The organism is Sedimentibacter saalensis (genome assembly GCF_007830175.1).
GTDB lineage: Bacteria > Bacillota > Clostridia > Tissierellales > Sedimentibacteraceae > Sedimentibacter > Sedimentibacter saalensis.
The window spans coordinates 312,215-338,670 of record NZ_VLKH01000003.1; the positions used below are offsets into that span (position 1 = coordinate 312,215).

Sequence of the window (26,456 nt, forward strand, 5' to 3'; positions counted from 1 at the left end):
TTTTATTATATTTATATGATTACATGCAATTGTTATGAATCATAAGCACTTCTTAAACTTAATTTAATTTTACATATCAGTAACAGAGCAGGTATAGAAATCTATAACCTGCTCTGTACTATCATATTTGGTTAGGAAAGTTATTTATCTAATTGCCACATTCATCATGATGCTGATGCTCGTGACAAACAGATCCTGTAGATTTAAGTTTACCATATATATACTGTTCTGCAGCTACTTTTGCATTTCCTTTTGCGCCTATAACCACTTCTATTCCATTTTCATCAAATATTTCTATAGCCCCGCTTCCCATTCCTCCGGCTATTATAACGTTAACTCCCCTATCGTTTAAAAAATTAGGTAAGAAATTGGGTTTGTGCCCTGGATTTGCTATTGTTTCACTTTTTACTATTTTATTGTTTTCTGCTTCAAAAATGCTGAAGATTTCACAATGTCCAAAGTGTTCTGTAACCATTTCGCCATCACTTGCTACTGCTATTTTCATATTGCTTCCTCCATAAAGTTTAAAATTTTTATAGTTTCGTTGTATACTTTTTTTGTGGCATTGCCTGCAGCACAATCAATGTCAACAATACTCTGTCCGTTATTTATTGCTTTAACAGCATTGGAGTCAAATGGTATTTCACCTGCAAATGGTATGTTGCAACTTCTGCAAAACAATTCTATTTTTGCTGTATTTTCAATGTTAGTATCATATTTATTAATACATACAGCGACTTTAGTTTGAAATTTTGAAGCAGTCTTTATAATTCTCTCCATATCACTTATACCAGATATTGATGGTTCTGCTACTATCAAAACCATATCGACACCGCTGATTGAAGCAATTACCGGGCATCCGATCCCAGGAGAACCATCGATAATAGCCAGTTCAGAATATGGAGAAGCTGCCTTCACCTGTTTTTTAACTTCTGTCACAAGCATTCCCGAAGTACCGTTGCCTATTTTTAATTGTGCAGTTGAAAATACAGCATTATTTTTATAAAGCATCAATTCTCCGGCAATATCAGGAACAAGGAATATAGCATTTGTCTTGCATACAGTCTGGCATACACCGCATCCTTCACACGCAAATTTATCAACTTTATATTCATTAGATACGCTGTCTATCTTTATTGCATCAAATCTGCAATTATCTCTGCACATGTCGCACTGCAAACATAAGTCCGTATTGATTTCAGCTTTGGGCAATCCATAATAATCTGTTTTTTTTGGTTCTGAGGACTGCTGCATAATGAGATGTAAATTAGGTGCATCTACATCACAATCTGCATAGTCTTTGGCATTTGCCAGTTTTATAAAGGCACTGGCAACTGTTGTTTTGCCTGTACCACCCTTGCCGCTAAGAATTAATAGCTGTTTCATATTCTGCCTCCTTAGCAACAATTTTAAGAAGCGAAGAAAACATTTCTCTGTATTTTTCATTTTCTCTTACGGATATGAGCGCATTTGAATTTATTTTTCCAAGTTCGTTGTCAAAAGGTATTTTACCTAATACTTTTATATTATTATCTGTGCAGAATTTTTCAGAAGGGTTTTCGCCATCCAGGCATTTGTTCAACACTGCACCGAAAGGCTTATTAAACAGTCTTACCAGTTCATAAACCATACTTAAATTATGAACTCCGAATAAAGTAGGTTCAGCTACCAAAATGCAATAATCTGCCTCCTTAATGCTTTCCATAACTACACAAGCACTTCCCGGAGGACAATCAATAAGCGTGTATACCTTTTTCCCTGCTTCTTCATTATCCAACAAACTTTTTATAATTGGGACTCCTGATGCTTCGCCGGTATTTAATATTCCTGTTATAACAGTGACACCATCTGAAACGCCTATCTGTACTTCTCCGATTATTTTTTCTCTTTCAGTTATAGCTTTTTCAGGACAAAGCAATGAGCATCCTCCGCAAGAATGACAAACCTCATCAAAAACAATTAATTTTTTGTTAATGTATGCCAAAGCATTGAACTTGCAAAACTCAACACATTTGCGACACCCAATGCATAAATTTTCATCAGCAACGGGAATTTTAACAGAAATATTTTTTTTGCTCACATTATAAGGCTTGAAAAACAAGTGTCCATTTGGTTCTTCAACATCACAATCTATGTACACTGATTCATTTGTTGCAGCAGCCAAGTTAACTGATACAAGTGTTTTTCCTGTGCCTCCCTTGCCGCTTAGCACAGCTATCTTCATATATTTTCTCCCTTGTAATTAAATTCTTTTACTCAATCACTCAGATTATTTCTAATGTCCATGAAATCCTTCATGAAACTCATCTAGAAGATATAGTTCTTCTGCGATAAACTTTTCAATATTTCGTTTTACAGTTTCGTTAATCCCTTTGTAGATCAGCACTTCTGCACTGTTCAATGCTTTTTCAGCATTTTCACCGCAACGAAGTGTAATAAGAGCCTTTATTCCATTATCCGCAACTACCTGTGCCACCCTTACTCCCGCTCCTCCTTGTGCTACAACGGCGCTGTTATCCAAAAATTCGCTTTCTTTTGTAATTGTATTGTACAGAAGTATATATGGTGTACGGCCAAAGGACTCATTTATGTTGGAGTCCATAGATTTTTCTTCTGCTGGAATTGCTATTTTCATAATTACACTCCTTTTAAATTTATTTTAATTGCTCGCTCAACTATTAACGTTATAGTTTATGACATATGTTATTTATATTTTTATTATAACTTATTTGCGGCATATGTCAATAATTAAATTAAAAAAAGGTTCAAGAATTTCTTGAACCCACCTAATTATATATTTATTTCACTACAACTTCTCCAACTCTCTTATCAATATGTCATCATAAGTATCCAGACATGTTACTTGTGCTGCAAGTTCTGTCATTGGAATTATATCACTTCTGTCTATGTAGCTTAATTTGAACTTTCGGTTTAAGGCCATGAGCTGTTTCATTCCTGCAGACAATCTGTTTATATAAGAATAAACACCAATTGCACCAGCTGAAATGTCTTCAGCATTTTCATAATACAACTTCAGTTCTCTTATATCTGCAAATATTTCTTCCTTTGTACTGCCAAAACGCTGTATCTCTTTTGGTACTGTACCTGAATTAATCAATTCTTCTACTTTTTTACCGGACATTGCAGCTGCCATTGCTGCTCTTCCTACAGCAACAAAGTTTATGTATGGAGCCCCAAGAGCCAATCCTTTATAAATTTGATCTTCTGAAGCAAATCCTCCTGCTATGGCAATTTGAGGGAGATTATAATTTCTAAACTTAAATTTTTTTAATATATCATAGAGCATGCTTTCCAGATAAACTGTTGGTATACCCCATTCATTCATCATCTTCACAGGACTGTTTCCGGTTCCTCCGCCTGCTCCGTCAAATGTTATTAAATCAACTCCTGCCGCTGAAGCAATTTTGATAATTCTCACCAAATCCTTTGGATCAAAAGGACCAGTTTTAAAGCATATATGTTCTGCTCCTAAGCTCCTTAATTCAGCAACACGTTTAATAAGTATTTCTTCATTCCACATAGGAAGCTTGCCTATTCTTTCAAAAACCTGGCCTTTTCCATTTTTATAATTTTCGGCAATTTCAGGGTCTGAAGGATCAGGATAGACCAAATATCCCATCTTTTGAAATTTAATTGCTTCGTCTATGCTTTTTACCCTTCCCATGCCTTGAATACCTTTAGCTGCCTGGCCGAACTTCAGCTCCACAGATTTCACTCCAAGTTCTGTTATGGCATAATCCAATACTCCCAAGTTCTCATCGTCATAATTTGCCTGCAGAATTATATCACCATAACCTCTATAATACTGCCTGAAGGAATTAACCATTTCATTAATTAGCGGTGAAGAAACAACTTTTCCCTTATCTATGAGGAGGTTTTTATCTTTTGCAACTACATCTTCTCCTATAACCACTAGGACACCGGCCATGGCTGCACCTGCATAATAATCCTTCCAATTCAACTTTGCCATGGCTGGCAAAATTATTGGAGCCTTCATTTTTATTTTGTTTTCTATGCCAAAATCTATATTGATACTAGCTTTTGGATATGTAGCAGCATAGGCGTCTTCTTCGCATCCAACTGTACCAAAAACTCTTCCATTAATATTAAAATGAGAAAAATCCAATGGATATTCTTTTTCAGAAGCAAATTGGTTTACATCAGTTTCATATGGATAAATTGCTTCAGAACCTCTAAGTGCAGATAACCCTATTTCACATGTACCGGTACAACTTGATGTGCAAACTGAACACATACCCGAAAATTTAGAAACGTTTTCCGGAGTCCTAACTTTTGTATGAGTTGTGGAACTTCCTAATAAAGGACTGTAAGACATAATTACCTCCATTAAAATAGACTTGCGTCGTCAAATTTTCACTATATTTAGTTATAGTCAACTTTTATGACATATGTTGTTTAATAAAATTATATCTCTTTTCATGTCATATGTCAATAATTGAACGTATCAAATCCTCTTAATTAATTCATCATGGTACTTTTTTCTCTATTTTTTGCACATTAAGTATCTTACATATAATAACCTACATCTTTTTTAGTGTTTGGCTGTAAATTTCTTTATTTTTTTTCACTACAGCCAGTTTCCCTTGTTCTATCATCATATTGATTCTTTTGGCATACCACCAGTCACCGACTCCAAGAGGATATTTTCCTAGTATTTTTCCTATTAATCGAGCCATGATAAATTCACCGTCCGGGATTTCCTTTTGAATGATGTGGTCATAAAAATTTTCCGGCACACCTATGACCTTTCCGTTAACAACAGCGCGCAAAGTACTTTTTTCCTCCTTTAATTCAGTCCAATTTGATGCATAGGAACGTATTTCACAAGCAGACAATTCTTTTGCCAAAGGAAGAAATTCATAGAACTTTCCAGCTGCCACTTCACCCCATGTGGTGTAAAATTGTATTTCATTGTCTGAAATCTGCACATGGTGGGGGAGCTTCACAGCAAAAACACTGCAGTCATATTCTTTTAATAAATTGCACACAAAATAAAACCCACACAAAGAATATGGGGCATCGCTGTACCATAAGCGGATGCCTTCTCCAAGAGCTGCATATCTCTTAAGTTTCTCTATTTCACTAATGTATTTTCCCCACGCCTCTTCTAAGCTTTTCATAACATCTCTGTCATTAAATCCATTTATGGTATACATATCAATTATTAGATTCTTTCTGTACTCGCTGTCAACCGGAACATCTATATGTCCCATATCCAGTAAGAACGGAATGCAAACCACTTGTGACGAATTACCACCGACTGCTTGACCTTCAAACATCTTCTCAAGTTCTTCTCTATCAGGCTTCTTCCCATTACCTATATATGAAATCGCCATATTATCAATGTCAGGCTTATGGTAATTCTTTGCTGCCTTCATACCCCCGCCTTCACTTTCTCCAAACATTACCTCTATCACAACGTTCCTCCCTACCATTACCTTGTAGCCATTCACTACATCAATCTCATTTCAATTGTGTTTTCTTTAAACCCCAGTCTTTTATAAAACTCAATGGTATTTAAATTTTCCACAGCCACTGTTATGGAAATGTCTTTACATCCATTTTCATTCAGCCAGTCTATATGGCTGTTCATCAATTTTTTTCCTATTCCTGAGCCACGGTAATTTTCAGCAACATGAAGGGAATGAATGCACCCTTCGTTTTCTTCAAATGTAGAAATGGCATATCCCAGTATGTTATTCTCAGATTCTTGTGCTGCTGTAATCTTTAAATGTTCATTATCAAAAGAACTGAAATGATTCATACGTTCTTCGAAAACTAAATCCGCATAAAGGTTTCCAAAATTCTCTGAAATGTTTTCATGGTATTCCCTGTTTTTTTCCCATAATTCTTTAATTATTGAAATCTCATTAAATGGTATGTCTCTGCAGCAAATCATGATTCCTCCATAGATTTTAAATATTAATCAATTACCTACTTCCGTTATAGCACTAATGAATTTATTAATATTTCTGAATGGACAGTAAATCTTCACATCTGTCATTCATATATTTATAGGAATCATAGACTCCCTGGTTATAAAACTCTGCTGCCAACTCTTCTGTTATGAATTCAAAAATCATAATTGAAGCCAAATCGCCTAGTTCTTCATCTCTTTCATTTAAAAAGTAATTCTTTATTTTTAAAATCATCTCTTCTCTTTTTTCTTTAGGTAATTCAATTTTATTTTTTTTGTTCATAAGATCTCCTGATAATTTTTCTATATATTATACTCTGGATGCTACCTGCAGCGCTATCTGCAGGTATTTCTCAAATGTGCTTCTACTGATTTTCCCCATAGTCCGTGAGTCCCATTCAATTCCGTCCAATGTGTCTTCAGCATACAAGAATTGATACAGCTCAACATTTCTAAATTGACTCACTGCCATAATCGATGCACATTCCATATCAACTGCCAGGCATCCTTCCAATTTTCTATTCATCATATTTTTTCTTGTTTCCCTGTACAAGGCATCTGTTGTCCAAGTCTTCGTCTTTATGTAAGGAATATCCAACTGCTGAAAAATACCGGCAAGTTTATCTGCTGTACGTACTTCTATATAATCAGCCGGCGGCGCATAATGGTAGCTGGTGCCCTCATCTCTGTATGCAGCAACCGGTACTATAAAATGACCTGCAGCAATGCCCTGGTCTAATGTTCCGCATGAACCGAAGAACACAAACTTCTTGCCTCCCTTGGCTATTACCTCTTCCATGAGGCCTGCGGAACCTGCACCTCCAAGTATTGTTTGATATACAGCAACATCATTGCCATCATAATTTATTTTGTAAATTGGAATAGTATATCCTGCCGACATATCACTTATCTGTACTGCACTACTCATATTTTTAACCAGGTTGATTATCTTGTCACTGAACGTAGCAACAACAACTTCAGGAAAATTGTCTATTTTTCCTGTAACATGACTTGGCTTCAAAATTTCTTCCGTTTCATTGTCAAATGAATTCAATATACTCATAATATCCCCCTTTAATCAACAATATCAATCAATCATCATACCCATGCATAGAGTATCATAAAATGTTCCATTTATTAATATGTCCCTTTTCAACATACCTTCTTCTTCAAAACCAAGCTTTTTATATAATTTTATTGCCTTAAAATTATCGGTCCTGGTTTTCAAATTTATTTTTCTGATAATACATGAACTCTTGCTCCAGTCTATTAGGTACTTAATAAGTTCTTCCCCTATTCCGTATCCCCAATATTCCTTCAGAACACTTATGCCAAATTCTCCAACATGAGCAAGTCGTTTCCTCGATCCACCTGAAAAGTTTAAGTTTGCAACAATTTTGCCGCCTAATTCTGCCACCACTGATATGGCATTATCTTTTTTTAATATGTTTTCTATAAATACTTCTTCCTGCTGAGCGTTCATGTCAAATTCTCCGATTCCAAATGACAAAAAGTCAGATTCTCCTGCTACGGTATTGATATAATTGATTAATGCTTCAGCATCAGATGGCTTAGACCTCCTGATTATTAACTTCTCACCGTTTATTATTATTTCCTTCATTTAATTCCCCTCCTGGTAGTCCACTGATTTTTTAAAATATCACTTTTTTAATTGACACAGCTTTTTCTAATAGATTGATAAAAGTATCAATAAATTTAGTCCATCTAATACAACATCTTTTGCTTATTTAATACAACCTGTCCGAATATTTTACTGTCAACTCATACGCATATTTCTATATAGCTAATTAAATTTTCATATGGATACACCGGTAATATCCCCTGTGTAGGATCGTAATATATACCATCATAATATATTGAAAGATGACTTTTGTTTTCTCCTCTGACATTTATAATACAACATTTTGGCAATTGAACATTTCTACCCTTAGTATAAGCCGGTTTCTTATGAGAAAATCCAAAGTAGTCCAATGTTTCAATCACCTTGCTAATGCTGGCTTGATGTTTTGAACTCTTCATAATTTTTATAACTTCTTCAACAGAAATACCTGCAAGCATGGCAAGGCACGTTTGACCGCAGCATCCATTATGCGGTTGTTTTATGTAGGTTATGCCATCAATTTTTCTTATAGAATGTTCTTGGCTATATGGGCTATTTGAGTTTATTCGACTAAGTCCATCAATGATTTTAAAATGTACATCAAGTTCATTATCAAAATCAATTTTTTTGCAAACTTCCTTTATCACTGGTATATAATAAATACCGTTGCCTTTTGGAACAAGTTTACACTCAAAAGAAATGTCAGATATTTCAACTTTAACAGGTATAAGTCCTTTTTGACCGCACTTCTCCCAGACATTAAATGGAATCTTAATAAATGCTCTATTGCCTTCTTTGTGAACAATCGACTTAAAATTGTATATCATCTGTTAACCGTCCTTTTGCATTGAATTTTCTCTACTTACTCAATATTTTTTGTTAACTCTTTATATCTTTTTTCATTTATATTCCATCTCAGTGGCTGGCCTATTGTGCTTCCGATTAAATAACCATAAAATATAGGCAAAGTACTTTTAAGTTTACTGAAATCTCCATCTGTCGCTGCTATGACCACAATGGCAGTACCCCATATGGTTATGCTTATAAGGACATCCATGTACAAAACAAACTTTATTTTACCCTTACGTCTTTCCTTTTCCCAGTACTTGACGTATTGTTCATCATCCATATAAAATAACTTTGATAATTTACTTGGTTTTATTTTATTTGACTTAACAAGATATCGAAATAAATAACTCATTATGATAATTGCAATAATAAACACAATTATTGTTTTTAGTACTGAAGCTCTGCTAAAACCTAAACCTGCCCATCTGCCCATCTAACATCCCCCATTTCATTAACATAACTATTCAAATTATCAATCAGCAGTCCAAATATTATCAAAATATAAGTACTTCTTGTCTTTACTTAATTCTGTTTTTAATTTATAAATTTCTTCAACATCTTCATATACTAATTTTACGTGATCTACTTCTCCGCCATTTATGGCAAAAATATACATATCAACTTGCTTTCCTTCACTATATCCACTGGATTTAGTAACAAGCATTTCGAGTGTTTCATCGACATTATTATCAACCTTAACCATATTCTTGTTAATAAAATGCGCCGAAGCCCTTAATCTAACTGCATTATCCCATAACTCCGTCAATCTTTGTTCCATATATGACTTATCAATTTCCGATAACATATAATTTGAGCAAGTAGCCATAGTGGAATTAACCATTACACTTAGTGCATTATTTTTTATATGATTCACTTCTTCTGCAATTGGCATTAATGATTGAGCTGCACATAACAAAATAGGAGAACGGTAATATGAATCCTTATATTTTATAGTTCCATCGTCAAAAATTAATATTTCGTTGATAGTATCCATGAAATGATATCGTAAAATATAATGAAGACGGTAATCATTATGCAATTGAACACTAATATAATCATCAGGCGTAATAACATCTTCACCAAGATATAACCCTTGAAGTATAATTTTGTTTATTGATGTGTCTTCTTTTATATCTAAAATATTGCCATCATAGTTTTCTAATGTTATCTTATCAGTTTTTTCAACATCCTTCATCCATTTAAAATTATCTTCAATTACTGATAGTTTCAGAATTTTTGCTTCCATATAATTATCATGTGACTTTTGAACTCTAAGTTCCTGGTACTTTTTTTCCGTTTCATCAACTAGTTTTATTAAATTTCTATTTGTTAAATACAATTTAAATAAGGCAGAAATACCTATAACAATAAATAAAATACTAATAGCCATTATATATTTATTTTTCATCACATTATTCCCCAGCACCAGCTACTATTTTTTTCATTACTCTTCTACTTACTCCTAAAAATTAATGCTCATTATAAAATTAGACGAGAAAAACAAAGATTTGTTACACAATTTTCCATATAATTTTCAATATTTTATAAATGCCGAATGTTTCTCAATTCTATGCAAATAATGATAAACCACAAATTTTAGTCACTGCATTGAGCTTATTTTTCCTTCAACAAATACTTTCCAGCCCTCTTTAAACTCACTTTCCGTAATACCTAGAACTTCTTCTATATCTCCGTAATCCAACAACAAATCGACTAATTTTTCTCTGCCATATGTTTCAACAATAAATTCAACCATGCTGTACCCGTAATTATATCTGTATTTTACATTTCTTTTCAATAAATACCTATCCGGAATTCCTTTTTCAATCAATTCCTTGTAATAAACCTTACTATAATCCGTATCCTCTGTCAGGTACCTTGCTGTTCCTTCCCACAACCAATCAATTTGCATTTTTCCATTTGTTAAGGCCATTGCAACAGTGTGAACAAATTCATGAACAAGAACTGTTTCTAAATCTACTGATTTACCTGATTTATGTTTCAGAGTATAGTAAAATGTGTCTTTGCTCAACATTACACCTGCGAAATTTATGTCCATGTCATCAGGGTCAAAAAACGCCTCCGATATAATGGATTGTCTTAAACATTCATATTCATCATACATATTAATTTTAACAATAGGCATATTTGTGCTATCTACACTTAAAAATTCTAAAATTCTATTATATTCTTCTTCCAATATCTTAATAGAATTAGTAGCATAGAATTTGTTCAGCTCATTTTTCGAATTGTAATATAATTCAAAATGATCACTCACAATATACTTATCAAACTTATATCCCGCACTGTCTTCAAAAAAACTTTCTTTGTCTATTGCTTCTTTCCTGTTAATTTCATCGTTGGCGATGTTTTCATTTGTAGTCTCTTTATAAGTAGTGCCTTTGTTTTCACAGCCTGAAACACATACGCATACGCACAAAATAAACAATAACATCCACTTTCTCATTATCCCATCCCCCATTTATTCCTTTAATAATGATTAAATGTTCCAACCATTTCGTGTTCTATAATTTTTTCTCCCTTAACTCTTGCATTTATTCCCACGCTTGTCAGTATTAATTTAGCATCCTTGACTGTCAGCCCTTGTTTGTCTACAATTATGCTCCAATTAACCTCCAACACTTCTTCAGGCACTATTTCTTTATTGAGCATGATAACATTGTCATATTCTATACTATTTAATACTTCAGTTTTATAATTTGGTTTAAGTATTCTTATGAATATATTGCCTAAACTTTTATTGGTGAAAAATACGCCGTAAGAGATTATAGTTTTATTTGGCTCGATTTCTTCCAATGCATAATCCCACCTGGTAATTGCTAATTCTTCATAACCTCCCAACCTGTACGGTTTTGAAAAGTAAAAAATTATAACCAAAGTCAAATACACAATAATAACACGCCAAGCAATTTCTTTTAACATTTTTCCCTCCATTATTTTATAACTTCATATGTCACATCAGCATCTGTAAAGTGAGAAGTGATTAATCTAAGATCATCAGTCTTGACAATCACTTCAGAACTTATATGTTCCACTTTTTCAGGTTCAAGATGATATCAAATCTCCTGATTGAGTATTTCATACAACCTTAAAATATTTCGCACAAAATCGGAAGCATAAACGGTACTGTAAAAGTTAATATAACACCTGTAATCAATGTTACCAATCCGATTTCAACTCCCACAAATTTAGTCACCGGAACAAGCATAGTATCCATATTTCCCGCAGCTCCTCCGGCAATAGGACTTCCTGTACTTATTTTTATAAGAAAAGGCAATAGCAACACTGTAAAGAACTCTCTCATGACATTTACTATAAAACCATATGTGCCAGTTTCAATTCCATATACCTGTGTCATATATGCTCCGGTTAGACTGTAGTAACTCATTCCGCTCGCTGAAATTATTGATATGTGTGGAGGCAGTTTAAGAACAATCCCTGAAATTGCTCCGCCTGTAATACTGCCTATAAGAATAGCTATAGAAATATAAACAACTCTGAACCCAAGTATTTTAATATATCTGAATACATTAATATTACAGCCAAGGCTTAAGCCTACACTCATATATAAAATTATCAGTGAACCAGTGAGCAAATAGTCAAGAACATATATTAAATTATTATCCGGAAACAGAAAATAACCGATAATTACTCCTGAAACAATACTTGCAGGCATGATCCATACAAGCATAGAACCACCCTTACCTTCTTCATCAGAAATATTAATTTCATCACTGATGCTGACATTTTCTGCACAAATCCTATTCTTTAACTTTTCCAAAGGCAGTAAAGTTTTTTCTACTATTACAGTAAATAAAACGCTGAAAAAAATAGCACATAGGGAAATAATCAGACAGTTAAAGCCTATTGAATCCAAATTCAGCATAACTGAGTCATTTATACCTATATTTAATCCAATGGTCAGCATTAACAACACCAAAGCAACGTTAATAACTTTGTCTGTTATGTTCAATATTTTTTGTGGCAGATGGCGCAATCCCAGCAACAATCCAATGCCTAGGCATATAAATGGCATAAATATCATAAAATCCCCCCGTTAAATTATCTGCAAATTGCAATCGTTTACCAATATTATAACACAACTATATCACATATTATACAAAATTTGTATAATTGACTAAAAAATGCATTAACATATTTTGTCTGTTTATAAAAAACAACTTAATTCTTGTGATTTTATTATTACTTTTTTTAATAACTGACTTGGAATAATGAAATTGTTTCATTATATTAAATTGCCAATATATGTTATATTATTAATTATCGACAAAATATAAATGAGGTGCAAAATGAAAAAATTTAATGTTTTAGGTATTTTTTTAATACTTTTAATGGTACTTGCAGGCTGCAGCACTGAAAAACCTGCTGCTGCTGAACCAAACGCAGCTCCTGCAGAAACACCGGTGGTTGAAGAACCAAAGGAAGATGAATTTAATCCTCAAATTTTATTTAACGGATCATCTACTCTTGCTCCTGTAATGGCTTCTATTTCTACAAATTTTATTGAAGGTAATGTTACATGGGACAAAGTTGATGCTTCATTCCCTGAAAAAAACATAGCAATATATGTTTCAGCCGGCGGTTCCGGACAAGGTGTTAAATCAGTTATCGACCAGACAAGTGACTTTGGAATGGTGGCAAGAACAGTAAAGGATACTGAAAAGGAACAGCTTCCTGAATTAAAGGAATTTAAAGTTGGTATAGATGCTTTAACATTGGGTGTAAATCCTAACAATCCTGTTCTAACAGTTAAAAACAACTTAACAAAGGATGAAATAATAAAAATATTTTCAGGTGAGTTCAAAACTTGGAAAGATTTAGATGCTTCACTTCCTGATAAAGAAATAATAGTAGTTACAAGAGATATAGGCGGCGGTGCTCATGAAGTATTTCAATCTAAAGTAATGGGTGATGTACAGGTTAAAGCAGATGCAATTCAAGCTCCTTCAATGGGAGCATTGGTTACAAAAATAATCGAAAACGAATATGCAATCGGATATGCTTCATTTGGAGTTGTTAACCAAAATATAGGCAAGGTTGCAACATTAAGTGTTGATGGTGTTGAAGCCTCTGAAGAAAATATTATTAATGGCTCCTACATAATTCAAAGACCTTTAATAGCAATATTTAACGGTGAACTTACTGCTCCCCAGCAAGCATTTATGGATTATGTAATGAGTGAAGAAGGATTAGCAGTTGTAGAATCTATGGGTTTTGTACCTGTAAAATAGTTGTATCTTTCTAAACGAAGTGAAGGATCCCATATTTTTAATGAGATTCTTCACCTTCTTTTGGAATGATAATGAAATGTAAATAGTAATGACCTACAGTTAGGAGTCATCATGAAAGAGTATAAAGAAAAAATCTTTAAAAGTTTAATTACCATTGGAGCTATATTGTCAAGTATTTTAGTTCTGTTGGTATTTTTTTATATATTAAAAGAAAGCATACCTTTTTTTAGAGAAGTTCAAATAAAAGAATATTTATTTGGAGACACCTGGAGTCCATTAGGTACCGAAAAATACTCATTTCTTCCTATGATACTTGCAACTCTATATGTTTCATTTTTAGCTATTTTCATAGCAACACCGCTGGGAGTAGGTTGTGCACTGTTTTTAAGCTTTCATGTCAATAAAAAGTATACTAAAATATTATTATCCTTTATTGATATGATAGCCGGTATTCCTTCTGTAATTTTTGGTTTTGTGGGCTTGATTATTCTGGTTAAGTTTTTAGAAAATAATTTAAACATGGGTACTGGTGAAAGTGTCTTGGCAGGCGGAATGCTTCTAGCAGTAATGCTTTTTCCGTATATAGTTACAGGCTGTACTGAAACCTTTGAAAAAGGCAAGATGAAATATTATACTGCTTCTTTGTCCTTAGGAGTATCTAAATGGTATACAATGAGAAAAGTAATGCTTCCCTTTGCAGCAAATAGTATTTTCGTCAACATGCTGTTAGCATTTAGCAGGGCTATGGGTGAAACAATGGCTGTTATGATGGTAACCGGAAATTCACCTATATTCCCGCGACTGTTAGGAAGGGCTGAAACAATTCCTTCTTTAATTGCGCTTGAAATGGGAACTTCAACCTACAAAAGCATTCATTATTCATCATTGTATGCCGCAGGACTCATATTAATAATTATTATTTTAATCATTCAATTTATTGCTCACAAGATAAACAAAATAGGATCGAGGTGATTCTAGTGGAAAATAAAATTAAGGACTTTTTATTTAAGCTTTGGGTTATTTTATCAGGATTAACAATTATATCTGTAACAATTGGGGTATTCTCTTACCTGTTGTACAAAGGCTTTAATGTTATTTCAACTGAATTTATTTTTGGTTCACCAAAAGGAATCCCTTTAGGAACAGAAGGAGGAATATTTCCTGCAATTGCAGGTTCTCTTTTATCGGGGCTGTTGTCCGGTCTGTTTGGGGGAATATTAGGTTTATGTACTGCAATTTACTTAGTATTTTATTGTGAAAATAAAAAAGTAAAACATTACATTTTACAAGCACTGCAATGCCTGGCAGGAATTCCGTCTGTTGTAATAGGGTTGTTTGGATATTCATTGTTGATAGTAGGCTTAGGAATGCATAAAAGTCTGATGAGTGCATCAATCACCTTAACAATTATGATTATACCGTTTATTTCTATAAGAATTAAAAAGGCGTTGGAAGAAACGTCAAATGAGCAGTTTATTTGCTCCTTGAGCCTTGGTATACCAAAGAGTTATACAATTGTAAAGCTTGTTATTCCAAATGCATTTAAATATATAATGACTTCACTGGGATTAGGTATAGTGTTTGCCATGGGAGCCACAGCACCTATAATGTTCACAGGGGCTGTTATAATTTCAGGAATTCCTTCTAAATTAACAGATCCATTCATGGCGTTGCCATACCATTTATATATTTTGGTTAATGAAGGATTGTCTGTTGATATGGCATACGGTACTGCCTTTGTTTTAATTGTTATTGTACTTTCTATTAATTTAATCTGCCACTTTGTCGGCAATATTGAGGATATATAAATGAGTGAAATTATTTTAAATACTGAGGGCTTATGTGTTAACTATGGTAAAAACAATATATTAAAAAACATTGATGCTTCGTTTGAAAAAAATAAGATTACTGCCATAATCGGACCATCGGGCTGTGGTAAATCTACATTTTTAAAATCATTAAATAAAACAGTTGAGGAATATGGAGGACAAATATCAGGCAGTATTATATTAGATAATAAGAATATTAATGATATGCCTCTTGAAAGGCTTAGGAACTCCATAGGGATGGTCTTTCAATCTCCTGTTGTGTTTCCTTTTTCAATTTATAAAAACATGACTTACGCTCCTATTTATTATGGAGAAAAAAACAAAGATAGATTAAATAATATTGTTGTTGATAATTTAAAGAAAGCAAATCTATATGAAGAGGTCAAAGATGATTTGAACATGCCGGCTTCCAGATTATCAGGAGGGCAGCAGCAGCGTCTGGTTATAGCAAGATGTTTGACGGTAAATCCTGAAATAATTTTGCTGGATGAACCTTGTTCTGCATTGGATATTAAAAATACCTCTTACATTGAAAAAATGCTCCTAGAACTAAAAAATGAATACTCCATAATAATTGTCACTCATAACCTGGCTCAAGCTAAAAGAATTGCTGATTGTGTGATGTATATGGAAGAAGGCACTCTGGTTGAAACGGGAAGTCCTGATGAAATATTTAATAATCCTGTTGATGCAAGGACTAAAGAATATATAATGTATATGAATAATTAATGAGGTGATTGAGTGATAAATATTAATATACCCGGCAGAAGTCCCTACAATATAGCGAACATAGTATTTGATTATAACGGTACTATTGCTGTAAATGGAATAATCTCCAAATCAACTAGAGAAAAATTATCAATTCTGTGCAACATGGCTGATGTATATGTGCTTACTGCAGATACATATGGCTCTGCAGCAAAGGAATGTGAAGGGCTTAATTTAACATTAAAAACTTTTCCAAAAGACAATGCTGCTGATTATAAATTAAAAATCGTAAATGAGCTTGGCAAAGACAAAACAATATGCTTTGGAAACGGATATAATGATATAAAAATGTTTGAAGCTGCCTCTCTTTCTGTAGCAGTACTGGAAAAGGAAGGCTTGTGCGTCGCACTCTTAAAAGAAGCAACTATATTGGTTAAATCCATTGAAGATGGAATAAATTTGTTATTAAATACAAATGCATTGATAGCAACTCTTAGGGGATAATGGCCGTTTCATCATCGATGCTCAAATCATGATAAAACAGCCTTTTCTCATGTAAATTACTCTATTACAAGTTCCTTGTTATTAATGTCCAGCACCGAAATTTTACATGTTCCGCCTAAGTTATCACGTACATTTGCAGCAAGCTCATTTAATGCGTTCTCAAATTCCGCAGCTCTAGTTTCATCAACTGATTCAATACACATGAAAGCATTTTTTGTATTCTCAGTAAGCATTGTTCTTACTGCTTCACGCCAGTTCCAACATCTACATATTGCGCCCATATCATCTTTATAGACTATTTCACCTTCGTATGGAGGTGAATTTTCATCTGTTCCCAGAGGAATAAATTCTTCATTTCCAACAGCCGCAGTCAGTCTAATATTACCTGCAAATTTGTCAATATCCTCACCGCCGCAAGGCAATGCATACTTTAATGAAATAGAATTATAAATATCAACTAATGGGTTTATGGTTCCAATGTGATTTCCATTATGTATTCGCTTTAACAACGCTTCTATGGAAGCCCTTACACCTTTCTTTGTTTTAAATTTCTGGAATGCTTCTCTCCATACTTTTATTACACGGTTATTGCTGAATTCTGGATCCTGCAAATATTTCAATGCTTCTGTTTCTCCCGCTGAAATCATTTCAGCAAATTGTTCTTTATCTTTTATAGAATTATCTATACCATTACAAATAACAATTCCTATTTTTGCATCAGGAAATAAACTCCAAAAAGAATCTTCAATAATAAACTTTTTCATAATAAATACCTCCAAATTAATTTAATAAAATAAAAAAGCCCATAGAAATATTATTCAATATCTCCCAGGCTTTTATCCTTCCGTGTACACAGTCAACTGTGCGTTTTCTCTCGGACCTGCCAATATAAATTGCGGAACCCTAGAAAACAAAAAATATATTTGTATTATGTAAATTACATATGAATTTTAGCATAATGGAATATTTATGTCAACAAAATATTATATATGCGCAAAACCTCATAGTTAATCATTCTATTTTATTTTTTTCTTTTTTATCTAAATACTCATCAAATTCTTTAAGTGCGTCAAATGTACCCTGATGCACCGCACCTTTTATAATTAAGAATAAAACAAGTATAGTTACAAGCAGCAACATAATAACTTCCATATTATTTTCCCCTGGTCTTTTATAGTTCGTATTATTAATTTATCAAATGATATTATCCTTATTATTCATTTCTATTATATAACATAATTGAATATTTTCCCTTAAATTAGTTGGTTAATTTACCTTATATTAAAAACTCAATGAGTGCTTAATTAATTATCTTATCTTGTCATTTGATTTTTAATACTTGAAAATGTCCAAATACTTGAGGTTGAAGGAATACCCTCTATGATATCCCTTGGGTGAGGTGGAAAATCAAGCCTTTCCTCAATAAGTGGCTGAACATCAAGATCTGTTACAGTTTGCATTCCAATCTCATAGTTTGTTGTGATATTAGGAAACAAACGTATATTATATATATTCCTTGCAATGTAGCCAAAGGCATCTACTCTTAAATTGTATGTTGAAAAGTTATATTCAGGTCCTGTTATTTTAGTGCCTAATTCATTAGCCATGGGTAATTCAATTCTAATCGGGTTAATTGTTGTTATTAAATGCATAACAGGAATATCTCTTTGCATGCCATCAGTAACATAGATTGTTATAGTAGCATTAGTTACAGGTGTTTTATCACTTTGCTTAACAATATTAAGTCTCATAAATCCAGTATTATTCATAATTGCATTTTCTAACATATTTAAATTATTGGGATATAAGTTTCCATCTTTTTTCATATGTATGTTATTTAATTGTTGTTGATATCTATTATTCAATATACTACACGCCTTTCTTAGCATTTTATAAAATAACTATTTAAATTATTATATGCAGACTACATATGTTTGTTAAGATTGGTGTTATCCAACTATAACATTACTAATTTTTCGGTGCAATATATTGAAATAGAATTCATATCAAAATTATAAAAAAGCATCGATGCTAATTAACTGCGTTTAATGGAAAAAACCAAATGCGGCATATCAACACCATAATAATGTTTAATAAATCTGTCTGTTATTGTCATGCCATTTCGCTTTGCAACATTTTGTGATGCAATGTTGGTGTCACGAATAATTGAAAACACCTCATCAGCATGAAGGACTTCAAAAGCATATTTTTTACAAGCTATTGCAGCCTCACTGGCATAGCCCTTATGCCAAAATGCTTTTTGAAAAAGATACCCAACTTCAAGCACTTGCTTATTGTTGCAATCCTGCATGGTAAGCCCACATTGTCCAATCATTTCACCGGTTTCTTTCAATATTACTGCCCACAGACCAAAACCATATTGTCTATATCTCATAAATTGTTTGTCAAGCCACCCCTGTGCTTCAGCATCATCAAAGGCATGTTCGTAAGCATACATTACATCCTTATCCTGCAATATCTTACACAATGATGGAAAGTCTTCCTGGTTCATCTCACGCAAATATAATCTTTCTGTTTCTAATATCATGGATATTTCTCCTTGTTTGAATTATATTATACTTCTTATGTACGATAAATTCGCCATAACCTCATAGACTGTCTGAAGTAAAGATTAGTTCTTAATAATCAAATATCTTATAGAAAAATAATAAGCAGCCACAGTAAAAACAGGTATTACGGCAACATAAGAGACTATGTTAAATAATGTAAAATTCATTGTGTTTGATACTTCACCATATTCTAAAATATATCGGCATATCATTCCTAAAACAGTTAAAAACAAACTTGCTGCATATACAAATTTCTCTTTATGTGTACCATATATTCCTGCGAATCCTAATCCTATTATTCCATAAGAAGCAATAACTAAATATGCCTTTGTGAAATCAAACGGGAAATGCTCATTTCCAAAAGGAAATACAAAACATCCTGCAAATATGATATATCCTAAAATAAATCTTTTAAGTACCTTAGGATGATTTTGTAAATATAATTGAAATTTGTTCATATTGCCCTCCATATAAATTCCCAATTTAAATACCTTTATGAATCTGGTAATTTCAAATCCTTCTCAAACTCAGTAATATACATTCCTTTACAAATTTCAATGTCATTTTTTCTTTTATATCCATTCCTTAAATATAAATTAACAGCTGGTAAATTTTCTTTTCCAGTAGATACCGCTACCTTATTTGTGTTGTTTTCAAGTTTTTCTATAAAATTAATCAGATTATTTGCAATGCCCATCCTAAAAAATAATGGGTGTATTGCAACCCTGTGTATATCAATAACCTTTTCTATAATCTTGTAGGAAATTATCCCTGCTAAAACATCATTAATATAATAACCATAAAAAATTTCATCACATTTATTTATACTCTCAACGGTATCCTTTAAAGGCGGTATATCATTAAACCTTATAATATCAGCTTCTATGCTATATGAAGCTATTTGTAATTCCAATATACATTTTGCTGTTTCTGGATTTTTCAAATCAAGTTTTCTAATCATATAATCCTCTTGTTATTTGCACATTAGAACTTTTATTGTTTCATCTAACGATAGAACTTTTGCAAATCTATTATTCCAAATTTTATAGTTATAGAAATTATAAAGTTTTTGACCGTCTAGGTACTCATTATCAAAAGTTGTATTGGTTTCTTCAGGAATAATTAGTTTATATCCATGTTCAAAAGCAGCTTTACAAGTGGTATCAATACAATATTCTGTTTGAAGTCCCGTCAATATAATAGTATCTATTTTCTTACTGTCTAAGTATTCCTTTAAACCAGTTTTAAGAAATGCACTGTTATATTGTTTTTCAAAAACCTTTTCGTTATTATTAGGTTTTATTTCATAATAAATCTGCCATCCGTCAGTTCCATATTCTAACTCTTCGCCCTTTCCATCATCATGGCGCACATAGATAACTTCTTTTTCATTGTATCTTGCAACAGTTATAAGCCTTTTGATATTATCAATTACATTCTGTTCATTATAAGGATGTTCTTCAATCAATGCTGTTTGAACATCAACAACCAGTAAAATAGTATTATTCATAGTTTTGTCCTTTCATATTTTTATTGTCTGTAAAAAAAATGTAGACATATTGTTAATAATCCTAATAATTACTAACTCACAATTTATTTTACATATTCAGTAACAAAATCAGTAAAAAGAATGCCTTCTAAATGGTCTATTTCATGGCAGAAGCATTTTGCCAGTTCTCCTGTACCTGTCAATAATACCTCATCTCCATTTTCGTTTAATGCTTGTACTGTTACTTTTTCAGGTCTTGTTAATTTACCCCACTTATTTGGAATACTTAAACATCCTTCTATTACTTCCTGCGTTCCTTCCTGGTAAATTATCTTTGGATTTACCAGCTTTATGAGTCCCTGTCCCATATCTAATACAACTAATCGTTTTAATATACCTACTTGTGGGGCGGCCAATCCACCACCAGTTTCAGTATTATACATTGTATCAGCCATATCATTTAATATTTGTCTTATTTTATCATCTACAACATCAACTATCTTGCTTTTTTTCCTCAATATTTCATCATCAAACAATCTTATTTCTCTTAATGCCATTTAAGCAACACATCCTATCCTGTTATTTTTATTATACATCACAAAATCATTATGAATTTTATGGAATAGTTAAAATATTAGAATCCACATTCTTCATTAACTATGAACAATTTAATTCTATTACTGTCTGTCTGACCTTCGATTATTGAAAGTATATTACATACCCCTACACAACCTACGCACCTGTTCAATGCTACGCATGGAGGATTATATCCTGCACGCTTTGCATTTGTGGGACATGCTACATTTTTAACTCTTTTTATAGCATCATCTACTGTGTCTGCAATTTTATTTTTACCAACTACAATTATTACTTTATCTGGTCCATAGATGATTGAAGCTACTCTATTACCACTATGGTCCACATTAACAATTCTCCCATCGACCGATATGGCATTTGAACCAGTTATATACCAATCTGTAGTAAGAGCCTTTCTTTTTAATTCTTTGCTTTCTTCTCGATTTTTTGCAAGCTCTTTATCATATACTATATTTCCTCTTTCTAATAATAAGTTTGTAATATCCATCTTTTGGAGTGTTGCCGAATGACCGATTCCTATTGTCGATTCTATTGGTACCATATCCAGTATGAGTGACTTAACATCTTCTAAGCTTTCAAAATACTCGACTTCTATATTTCTCTGTTTAAAGTTTTTCATTAACTTTTTTAACTTATCTTCATTCATCCCCAACACCCCACTATTTTTGTATTATAATAATTGTCCTATTTTATATGCTTCTTTCATTAATTTAATATTATTTGAAGCAACTTCCTGTGTAAATGATCTTATTGCCACTATTCTTTTGATTTCCTTGAATCCAATTCCTCTTAAACTTTTAGATACATACCTGAAATATTTACTAAACATAAACTTAAACGGTGCTGCTTGTGAATAAACCATTATTAATTGCTTTTCACCAAATCTTGGTATATGCTTTCCCATATCTATTTCAGTTAAAGGGTAAAGTCTGTCCAATAATATCTTAGTCTGAGCAGAGACCTGGCACATATATACCGGAGACCCTATTATTATGGTATCTGCTGACTTTATATCTTCATAAACAGTCTTCATATCATCTTTAATACAACAAGTATCATTTTTTCTGCAGTATAGACATCCTTGACAGCATTTTATATTCATATCATTTAGATAATATATTTTTGTTTCAGACCCATTTTCTTTTGCACCTTCTAATACTTTATTAACGATGCTATCAATATTACCATTATGTTTTGCACTTCCAACAAAAGCTACTATACTTTTCATGATTAACTCTCCATTATGCTTAATAATTCCATTATATTACTATATAAGTTTAGTATGCAATACAAAAATGACGATATGTACAATGACTCTGACGAATAAATTTAAATTCAACAAATCCCTAAGAGATTCTAGTGAATCCTTTAGGGATTTGTGTAATATAAAATTTCATCTTAGTGAGCATGGTTGTGATGTATATCCAGACTGTACTTATGTGAATGGGTATATTCTTCATGAGTATGAATGTGCGTATGATTCCCCTTAACAGTTTTATCATGAATGTGATTATGCTGCCCGTCATCATGGCTATGGAAATGGTCATGAGTTATTGCAATATGATGATGTCTATGTCTATGCCCTTCTGTCGAAGCAAAATACATTCCTATAATCATTATTGATAATGCAATGATAAATGAGGTTGTTGGTATTTCATTAAAAATTGTCAATGAAATTCCTACTCCGATAAATGGCGATATAGCATAATATGCACTTGTCTTTGCAGCCCCTAAGTCTCTTTGTGCATATATGTAAAAGAATATGCTTAAGCCATAAGCAAAAAATCCTAATATTAAGGCTGCAATTGTATAATAAATGTTACTTACCTTTTCTCCCAGTGCCAATGCAATTATCAAAGAACCAATACCAGAACCAAATCCCTTAATAATGACAACCTGCAATGGATCTTTTACAGATAACTTGCTTGTGCAGTTGTTTTCCATTCCCCAACAAACAGATGCTAATAATACAAAAATTGAACCAAATGAAAATGAAAAGCTGCTCAGATCTTCCACAGAAAGAATAATGCTTGAAATGGTAATAAGAAAAATAGCACCCCATAACCTTTTCCCTATAGGTTCTTTGAATATCAACAATGCGATTATTGATGTAGCAACAATTTCAAAGTTATTAAGCAATGAAACATTAGCAGCAGATGTCATTGTGAGTCCAAGCATCAAAAATATAGGTGCTGCAATATCTAATGCAACCATCCAAATAGTGTAAGGAAGTTCCTGTTTTGTAAGCCTTGCCTCAGTTTTTTCTGCAAATTTCCTTTGTTTAATCATATCTACAAAAGACATGCCTAGTCCTGCACCAAGATAAAGAAAAGATGCCATCATTGTAGGTGGAACTTCCTTTAATAGAAGTTTAGATATTGGTGCACTAATAGCATATAATGCTGCTGCCAGTATGGCATAAAATATTGCTTTATAGTGTTTTACCATAATGCATCTCCATATTCCTGAAACTATTTCATTTTTATTACTATTATAATAGTAATATTGACTAAAAGCAAATTTTAGAAAAAAATCAAATCAAGATCTCAAGCGGTCCATGTAATATTATGTTAAAAAAACACAAAAGGCCTTTCGGCCTTTCTTGTTATGCATTAAATGCATAAAAGGGGTATTGGGAATATATTTTGGTTATCGGGGGATAACCTTAAACATTATATCAATTTAGGCGATATTTTACAAGGTGTGTATAATTATTTTCTACTTTAATATTTTACAATAGACAACTTATGAATTAAATTGCCTTCTAGAACATCAATATTTACTCTAAGCTTCCGTTTATAAGGTAATGGGAAATTTAATGGTCCGCCAAATGTATTTGGTTCAAAGTATTTTGCTTTTACGCACCATTCATAAGAATATTTAATATCATTTTCACTAAACCCCTCCAGTTTAATAATTGGTTCTCCAAGAATTTCAATTACTTCATCAATAGTCTTACACTCAAAAATTGAATCAAATTCATCATCATTAAGTTCAATAGTGTATGGAGTTTCGAAACTAATTAATTTCAACCTTACTTTAGGTTCAGTGTATTCATTGTAACCTACCAATATTCTGCCATACACAAAGTCCCAGACTGCAAAGGGTCCTAAATAGTCATTTTTCTTTTTTAAGAAATTGTTTATTTCAATTAAATTAGAATTGGGATTTATTTGCTCATATGCTTTATATAAATTAGAGTTTATCATTTCATCTAAAGTAAGTTCTTGTCTGAATACTGATTTTATCGCTAATTTAAAATCATTATTATCATAATTAACTTGCTTAAAAACATAAAACATAATTGATAATATCGTTACTACTAATATTGATATTAAAATTATTACTGTTTTTTTCTTTTTCATAAATTCCCCCATATATAAATTCAACCTTATAATTACAACTAACCCCTAATAGTCATATTCTGTAGTTGGTACATAATATTTGGGTGTCACATTAATCGCTACTTTTTCAATTGCCATTCTTGTGTTTCATCATTCTTTTCCAGCACCAAATCATATCCAGCTTCTCCTCTATAAAAATATATTCCTTTACATGATGGATTCAACTCAATTTGAAATTCATTTTCAGCACCAAGACTACTATTTATTCCATATGTTTCATAAAAGGTAATATACTTTTTGTCTCCATCTTCTTTTACCTTAAGCGTTCTTACATAACCCATGCTGCTTGCTACACCAACATTAATTGTCATGATACTTCCATCCTCGGATACAGTATAATCATTTAATATAATATCAGCTCTTTTTCCACCGGTGAGGAAAAATAAAGTACCCATCACTGCTAATAGCAATATAATTATAAATGCCATTTTCTTTTTCATAGATATTCCCTCCTATGCTTCTGATTTATGCAATTTTTATTAATTCTATAATACATATCATACTTAAATATATCGCCTTACATTAGTCATATAATTTATGTACTCTTTACCAAACTCCTTTACGCACCATCTTTCTTCAGATAGTATAATCCAATGTGCTGATATTTGAAAAACTATTACTATTGAAAATAATATCAATGACTTCGTAAGCAGCACACAACCTAGAAAATAAATGAAATATGCCACATACATAGGATTTCGGGAAAAGCGGTAAAGTCCTTTCAGATTGATACCATTTTCTGAAGGATTTGCAAAGTTTAATATGGATATAAGACACAATAAAACTCCTAATCCATATATCACCAGTCCTAAATTAAACCAGTATGGATCAGTCGTAATCTTGAGAAAACACAGATATACAAAAATCATAATGTTTGTAATTTGATAAAACAAGTATGCCACCTTTTCTTTTCCAACCAAGGGAGCGAAGAAAGCTGCACGTTTTAAAGCTTCCTTATCCAGTATGCTTAAAAGTCCAAACCTTATAACTATAAGTGGTATTAATGTTATAAATGAATTCATTTTACCTCTCTTTCTTCTACTGCCAACTATCACTACATCACGGGCGTATTTTCCTTTATTTTAATAGTAAAGGAGATATTTATAATATGCAAAAAATTCTCTGAAGAGAGAGTAAATGTCTCTTAGTTCATAATGTGTTGAATGGGCTGAATATATCTGTTCAAAACCGATGTTTTGAAATATTAATTTTGTTCTTGTAATGTGATAAAATTGAGAAATTATCGTTACGGATTTCAAACCCATATTGTCCATTATTTCTTTTGTATTTTTTGCAGTCATATATGTATTGTATCCTTCAGGATCTAATAGTATATTATCACTTTGAATTCCCTTTTTAATTAAGTATTCTTTCATAACAGCCGCTTCATCAAATCCTTCCTTACCTGTTCCGCCGCTTACTATTATATAATCAAAATAATTTTTATCATAAAGTTCTGCAGCCTTATCTAATCTGCCCTGTAATCTCTTAGATGGATTTCCATCCAATTCTACTTTACTTCCTAAAACAACAGCTGCATCTGAAACTCCAATACTATCGTTAAATCCATCAAAAGTAATTATCAAAGTATGTACTACGAACCAGACAAAAAATATTAAAAATACGTAAATTATTATCTTTTTCAAGTATCTA

The 26,456-nt window shown here is 32.4% G+C and carries 36 protein-coding genes and 1 riboswitch; of the genes, 5 read left to right on the forward strand and 31 right to left on the reverse strand.

The features are described from left to right. Positions 1–148 precede the first annotated feature (148 nt). The 16 genes from LY60_RS06650 to LY60_RS06725 form a co-directional block, all read right to left on the reverse strand. Entirely contained in the window at positions 149–505 is a 357-nt protein-coding gene (locus LY60_RS06650) for a NifB/NifX family molybdenum-iron cluster-binding protein (protein WP_145081703.1), read from the reverse strand. Further along, a complete protein-coding gene (locus tag LY60_RS06655) occupies positions 502–1,386 on the reverse strand; it encodes an ATP-binding protein (RefSeq protein ID WP_145081706.1) in 885 nt (294 codons plus the stop codon). The genes LY60_RS06650 and LY60_RS06655 overlap by 4 nt, the downstream gene beginning before the upstream one ends. Continuing rightward, positions 1,364–2,224, reverse strand: coding sequence for a nucleotide-binding protein (locus LY60_RS06660; protein ID WP_145081709.1), 861 nt, complete (start codon positions 2,222–2,224; stop codon positions 1,364–1,366). Before LY60_RS06660 ends, LY60_RS06655 begins: the two co-directional genes overlap by 23 nt. Before the next feature lie 51 nt (positions 2,225–2,275). Beyond that, on the reverse strand, positions 2,276–2,635 hold the full coding sequence (locus LY60_RS06665) for a NifB/NifX family molybdenum-iron cluster-binding protein (RefSeq protein ID WP_145081712.1): 360 nt from the start codon (positions 2,633–2,635) through the stop codon (positions 2,276–2,278). Positions 2,636–2,806: 171 nt separating this feature from the next. Further along, positions 2,807–4,357, reverse strand: coding sequence for a glutamate synthase-related protein (locus LY60_RS06670; protein WP_145081715.1), 1,551 nt, complete (start codon positions 4,355–4,357; stop codon positions 2,807–2,809). 205 nt (positions 4,358–4,562) lie between these two features. Beyond that, complete coding sequence (locus LY60_RS06675; RefSeq protein WP_170226127.1) at positions 4,563–5,459, reverse strand: DUF3658 domain-containing protein; 897 nt, start codon at positions 5,457–5,459, stop codon at positions 4,563–4,565. Positions 5,460–5,494: 35 nt separating this feature from the next. Then, the gene (locus LY60_RS06680) at positions 5,495–5,941 is read right to left on the reverse strand and encodes a GNAT family N-acetyltransferase (protein ID WP_145081720.1); all 447 of its coding nucleotides are present in this window, start codon (positions 5,939–5,941) and stop codon (positions 5,495–5,497) included. A gap of 64 nt (positions 5,942–6,005) precedes the next feature. Then, on the reverse strand, positions 6,006–6,242 hold the full coding sequence (locus LY60_RS06685; protein WP_145081723.1) for a DUF2164 domain-containing protein: 237 nt from the start codon (positions 6,240–6,242) through the stop codon (positions 6,006–6,008). Between the two features lie 27 nt (positions 6,243–6,269). Further along, positions 6,270–7,022 (reverse strand): nucleoside phosphorylase, encoded by a 753-nt coding sequence (locus LY60_RS06690; protein WP_145081726.1) that lies wholly within the window; start codon positions 7,020–7,022, stop codon positions 6,270–6,272. A gap of 24 nt (positions 7,023–7,046) precedes the next feature. Further along, a complete protein-coding gene (locus tag LY60_RS06695; protein ID WP_145081729.1) occupies positions 7,047–7,580 on the reverse strand; it encodes a GNAT family N-acetyltransferase in 534 nt (177 codons plus the stop codon). 161 nt (positions 7,581–7,741) lie between these two features. Further along, positions 7,742–8,407, reverse strand: coding sequence for a DUF1905 domain-containing protein (locus tag LY60_RS06700; protein WP_145081731.1), 666 nt, complete (start codon positions 8,405–8,407; stop codon positions 7,742–7,744). Positions 8,408–8,442: 35 nt separating this feature from the next. Then, positions 8,443–8,862, reverse strand: a complete 420-nt coding sequence (locus LY60_RS06705) for a hypothetical protein (protein WP_145081734.1) — start codon at positions 8,860–8,862, stop codon at positions 8,443–8,445. A 39-nt stretch (positions 8,863–8,901) separates the two neighbouring features. Beyond that, a complete protein-coding gene (locus tag LY60_RS06710; RefSeq protein ID WP_145081737.1) occupies positions 8,902–9,837 on the reverse strand; it encodes a hypothetical protein in 936 nt (311 codons plus the stop codon). Positions 9,838–10,029: 192 nt separating this feature from the next. After that, entirely contained in the window at positions 10,030–10,896 is an 867-nt protein-coding gene (locus LY60_RS06715) for a hypothetical protein (RefSeq protein ID WP_212633458.1), read from the reverse strand. Between the two features lie 23 nt (positions 10,897–10,919). Then, positions 10,920–11,372 (reverse strand): hypothetical protein, encoded by a 453-nt coding sequence (locus LY60_RS06720; RefSeq protein WP_145081743.1) that lies wholly within the window; start codon positions 11,370–11,372, stop codon positions 10,920–10,922. A gap of 166 nt (positions 11,373–11,538) precedes the next feature. Further along, positions 11,539–12,495, reverse strand: coding sequence for a LysO family transporter (locus LY60_RS06725; protein ID WP_145081746.1), 957 nt, complete (start codon positions 12,493–12,495; stop codon positions 11,539–11,541). 265 nt (positions 12,496–12,760) lie between these two features. Between LY60_RS06725 and LY60_RS06730 the strand changes: the two genes are divergently transcribed. The 5 genes from LY60_RS06730 to LY60_RS06750 all read left to right on the forward strand — a co-directional run bounded on the left by LY60_RS06730 (position 12,761) and on the right by LY60_RS06750 (position 16,743). Beyond that, entirely contained in the window at positions 12,761–13,702 is a 942-nt protein-coding gene (locus tag LY60_RS06730; RefSeq protein WP_145081749.1) for a phosphate ABC transporter substrate-binding protein, read from the forward strand. 111 nt (positions 13,703–13,813) lie between these two features. After that, a complete protein-coding gene (gene pstC / locus LY60_RS06735) occupies positions 13,814–14,674 on the forward strand; it encodes a phosphate ABC transporter permease subunit PstC (RefSeq protein ID WP_145081752.1) in 861 nt (286 codons plus the stop codon). Between the two features lie 5 nt (positions 14,675–14,679). Next, positions 14,680–15,510, forward strand: coding sequence for a PstA family ABC transporter permease (locus LY60_RS06740; RefSeq protein ID WP_145081755.1), 831 nt, complete (start codon positions 14,680–14,682; stop codon positions 15,508–15,510). Further along, entirely contained in the window at positions 15,511–16,260 is a 750-nt protein-coding gene (locus tag LY60_RS06745; protein WP_145081757.1) for a phosphate ABC transporter ATP-binding protein, read from the forward strand. It begins immediately after the preceding gene. Positions 16,261–16,272: 12 nt separating this feature from the next. After that, positions 16,273–16,743, forward strand: coding sequence for an HAD family hydrolase (locus LY60_RS06750; protein WP_145081760.1), 471 nt, complete (start codon positions 16,273–16,275; stop codon positions 16,741–16,743). Positions 16,744–16,799: 56 nt separating this feature from the next. Here LY60_RS06750 and LY60_RS06755 read toward each other — a convergent pair whose 3' ends face one another. The 15 genes from LY60_RS06755 to LY60_RS06820 form a co-directional block, all read right to left on the reverse strand. Further along, entirely contained in the window at positions 16,800–17,507 is a 708-nt protein-coding gene (locus LY60_RS06755; protein WP_145081763.1) for a B3/B4 domain-containing protein, read from the reverse strand. Positions 17,508–17,566: 59 nt separating this feature from the next. Continuing rightward, positions 17,567–17,661: riboswitch (guanidine-I (ykkC/yxkD leader) on the reverse strand. A 93-nt stretch (positions 17,662–17,754) separates the two neighbouring features. Beyond that, on the reverse strand, positions 17,755–17,895 hold the full coding sequence (locus LY60_RS18015) for a hypothetical protein (protein WP_170226128.1): 141 nt from the start codon (positions 17,893–17,895) through the stop codon (positions 17,755–17,757). Positions 17,896–18,056: 161 nt separating this feature from the next. Next, positions 18,057–18,569, reverse strand: coding sequence for a hypothetical protein (locus LY60_RS06760; protein ID WP_145081766.1), 513 nt, complete (start codon positions 18,567–18,569; stop codon positions 18,057–18,059). 209 nt (positions 18,570–18,778) lie between these two features. Next, complete coding sequence (locus LY60_RS06765) at positions 18,779–19,291, reverse strand: GNAT family N-acetyltransferase (RefSeq protein WP_145081769.1); 513 nt, start codon at positions 19,289–19,291, stop codon at positions 18,779–18,781. An 84-nt stretch (positions 19,292–19,375) separates the two neighbouring features. Beyond that, the gene (locus LY60_RS06770) at positions 19,376–19,771 is read right to left on the reverse strand and encodes a hypothetical protein (RefSeq protein WP_145081772.1); all 396 of its coding nucleotides are present in this window, start codon (positions 19,769–19,771) and stop codon (positions 19,376–19,378) included. 35 nt (positions 19,772–19,806) lie between these two features. Beyond that, positions 19,807–20,274 (reverse strand): GNAT family N-acetyltransferase, encoded by a 468-nt coding sequence (locus LY60_RS06775; RefSeq protein WP_145081774.1) that lies wholly within the window; start codon positions 20,272–20,274, stop codon positions 19,807–19,809. 12 nt (positions 20,275–20,286) lie between these two features. Then, the gene (locus tag LY60_RS06780; RefSeq protein ID WP_145081777.1) at positions 20,287–20,823 is read right to left on the reverse strand and encodes a cysteine hydrolase family protein; all 537 of its coding nucleotides are present in this window, start codon (positions 20,821–20,823) and stop codon (positions 20,287–20,289) included. An 83-nt stretch (positions 20,824–20,906) separates the two neighbouring features. After that, complete coding sequence (gene def / locus LY60_RS06785; RefSeq protein ID WP_145081780.1) at positions 20,907–21,359, reverse strand: peptide deformylase; 453 nt, start codon at positions 21,357–21,359, stop codon at positions 20,907–20,909. 77 nt (positions 21,360–21,436) lie between these two features. Beyond that, positions 21,437–22,045, reverse strand: a complete 609-nt coding sequence (locus LY60_RS06790) for a lactate utilization protein (RefSeq protein ID WP_145081783.1) — start codon at positions 22,043–22,045, stop codon at positions 21,437–21,439. Positions 22,046–22,069: 24 nt separating this feature from the next. Next, positions 22,070–22,627, reverse strand: coding sequence for a flavodoxin family protein (locus LY60_RS06795; protein WP_145081786.1), 558 nt, complete (start codon positions 22,625–22,627; stop codon positions 22,070–22,072). A 170-nt stretch (positions 22,628–22,797) separates the two neighbouring features. After that, complete coding sequence (locus tag LY60_RS06800) at positions 22,798–23,847, reverse strand: DMT family transporter (RefSeq protein ID WP_145081789.1); 1,050 nt, start codon at positions 23,845–23,847, stop codon at positions 22,798–22,800. Between the two features lie 275 nt (positions 23,848–24,122). Continuing rightward, the gene (locus LY60_RS06805; RefSeq protein WP_145081792.1) at positions 24,123–24,764 is read right to left on the reverse strand and encodes a hypothetical protein; all 642 of its coding nucleotides are present in this window, start codon (positions 24,762–24,764) and stop codon (positions 24,123–24,125) included. 98 nt (positions 24,765–24,862) lie between these two features. Continuing rightward, positions 24,863–25,243: a hypothetical protein gene (locus LY60_RS06810; protein WP_145081794.1), complete on the reverse strand. Its 381-nt coding sequence runs from the start codon at positions 25,241–25,243 to the stop codon at positions 24,863–24,865. Positions 25,244–25,306: 63 nt separating this feature from the next. Then, the gene (locus LY60_RS06815) at positions 25,307–25,825 is read right to left on the reverse strand and encodes a methyltransferase family protein (RefSeq protein WP_145081797.1); all 519 of its coding nucleotides are present in this window, start codon (positions 25,823–25,825) and stop codon (positions 25,307–25,309) included. A 60-nt stretch (positions 25,826–25,885) separates the two neighbouring features. Further along, the gene (locus LY60_RS06820) at positions 25,886–26,449 is read right to left on the reverse strand and encodes a YdcF family protein (RefSeq protein ID WP_145081800.1); all 564 of its coding nucleotides are present in this window, start codon (positions 26,447–26,449) and stop codon (positions 25,886–25,888) included. Positions 26,450–26,456: the final 7 nt, after the last annotated feature.

Coding starts and splice junctions, on each gene's coding strand:
- LY60_RS06650 (WP_145081703.1), bottom strand. CDS start 505: ATGAAAATAGCAGTAGCAAGTGATGGCGAAATGGTTACAGAACACTTT.
- LY60_RS06655 (WP_145081706.1), bottom strand. CDS start 1,386: ATGAAACAGCTATTAATTCTTAGCGGCAAGGGTGGTACAGGCAAAACA.
- LY60_RS06660 (WP_145081709.1), bottom strand. CDS start 2,224: ATGAAGATAGCTGTGCTAAGCGGCAAGGGAGGCACAGGAAAAACACTT.
- LY60_RS06665 (WP_145081712.1), bottom strand. CDS start 2,635: ATGAAAATAGCAATTCCAGCAGAAGAAAAATCTATGGACTCCAACATA.
- LY60_RS06670 (WP_145081715.1), bottom strand. CDS start 4,357: ATGTCTTACAGTCCTTTATTAGGAAGTTCCACAACTCATACAAAAGTT.
- LY60_RS06680 (WP_145081720.1), bottom strand. CDS start 5,941: ATGATTTGCTGCAGAGACATACCATTTAATGAGATTTCAATAATTAAA.
- LY60_RS06685 (WP_145081723.1), bottom strand. CDS start 6,242: ATGAACAAAAAAAATAAAATTGAATTACCTAAAGAAAAAAGAGAAGAG.
- LY60_RS06690 (WP_145081726.1), bottom strand. CDS start 7,022: ATGAGTATATTGAATTCATTTGACAATGAAACGGAAGAAATTTTGAAG.
- LY60_RS06695 (WP_145081729.1), bottom strand. CDS start 7,580: ATGAAGGAAATAATAATAAACGGTGAGAAGTTAATAATCAGGAGGTCT.
- LY60_RS06700 (WP_145081731.1), bottom strand. CDS start 8,407: ATGATATACAATTTTAAGTCGATTGTTCACAAAGAAGGCAATAGAGCA.
- LY60_RS06705 (WP_145081734.1), bottom strand. CDS start 8,862: ATGGGCAGATGGGCAGGTTTAGGTTTTAGCAGAGCTTCAGTACTAAAA.
- LY60_RS06710 (WP_145081737.1), bottom strand. CDS start 9,837: ATGAAAAATAAATATATAATGGCTATTAGTATTTTATTTATTGTTATA.
- LY60_RS06715 (WP_212633458.1), bottom strand. CDS start 10,896: ATGAGAAAGTGGATGTTATTGTTTATTTTGTGCGTATGCGTATGTGTT.
- LY60_RS06720 (WP_145081743.1), bottom strand. CDS start 11,372: ATGTTAAAAGAAATTGCTTGGCGTGTTATTATTGTGTATTTGACTTTG.
- LY60_RS06725 (WP_145081746.1), bottom strand. CDS start 12,495: ATGATATTTATGCCATTTATATGCCTAGGCATTGGATTGTTGCTGGGA.
- LY60_RS06730 (WP_145081749.1), top strand. CDS start 12,761: ATGAAAAAATTTAATGTTTTAGGTATTTTTTTAATACTTTTAATGGTA.
- pstC (WP_145081752.1), top strand. CDS start 13,814: ATGAAAGAGTATAAAGAAAAAATCTTTAAAAGTTTAATTACCATTGGA.
- LY60_RS06745 (WP_145081757.1), top strand. CDS start 15,511: ATGAGTGAAATTATTTTAAATACTGAGGGCTTATGTGTTAACTATGGT.
- LY60_RS06755 (WP_145081763.1), bottom strand. CDS start 17,507: ATGAAAAAGTTTATTATTGAAGATTCTTTTTGGAGTTTATTTCCTGAT.
- LY60_RS18015 (WP_170226128.1), bottom strand. CDS start 17,895: ATGGAAGTTATTATGTTGCTGCTTGTAACTATACTTGTTTTATTCTTA.
- LY60_RS06760 (WP_145081766.1), bottom strand. CDS start 18,569: ATGAAAAAAGATGGAAACTTATATCCCAATAATTTAAATATGTTAGAA.
- LY60_RS06765 (WP_145081769.1), bottom strand. CDS start 19,291: ATGATATTAGAAACAGAAAGATTATATTTGCGTGAGATGAACCAGGAA.
- LY60_RS06770 (WP_145081772.1), bottom strand. CDS start 19,771: ATGAACAAATTTCAATTATATTTACAAAATCATCCTAAGGTACTTAAA.
- LY60_RS06775 (WP_145081774.1), bottom strand. CDS start 20,274: ATGATTAGAAAACTTGATTTGAAAAATCCAGAAACAGCAAAATGTATA.
- LY60_RS06780 (WP_145081777.1), bottom strand. CDS start 20,823: ATGAATAATACTATTTTACTGGTTGTTGATGTTCAAACAGCATTGATT.
- def (WP_145081780.1), bottom strand. CDS start 21,359: ATGGCATTAAGAGAAATAAGATTGTTTGATGATGAAATATTGAGGAAA.
- LY60_RS06790 (WP_145081783.1), bottom strand. CDS start 22,045: ATGAATGAAGATAAGTTAAAAAAGTTAATGAAAAACTTTAAACAGAGA.
- LY60_RS06795 (WP_145081786.1), bottom strand. CDS start 22,627: ATGAAAAGTATAGTAGCTTTTGTTGGAAGTGCAAAACATAATGGTAAT.
- LY60_RS06800 (WP_145081789.1), bottom strand. CDS start 23,847: ATGGTAAAACACTATAAAGCAATATTTTATGCCATACTGGCAGCAGCA.
- LY60_RS06805 (WP_145081792.1), bottom strand. CDS start 24,764: ATGAAAAAGAAAAAAACAGTAATAATTTTAATATCAATATTAGTAGTA.
- LY60_RS06810 (WP_145081794.1), bottom strand. CDS start 25,243: ATGAAAAAGAAAATGGCATTTATAATTATATTGCTATTAGCAGTGATG.
- LY60_RS06815 (WP_145081797.1), bottom strand. CDS start 25,825: ATGAATTCATTTATAACATTAATACCACTTATAGTTATAAGGTTTGGA.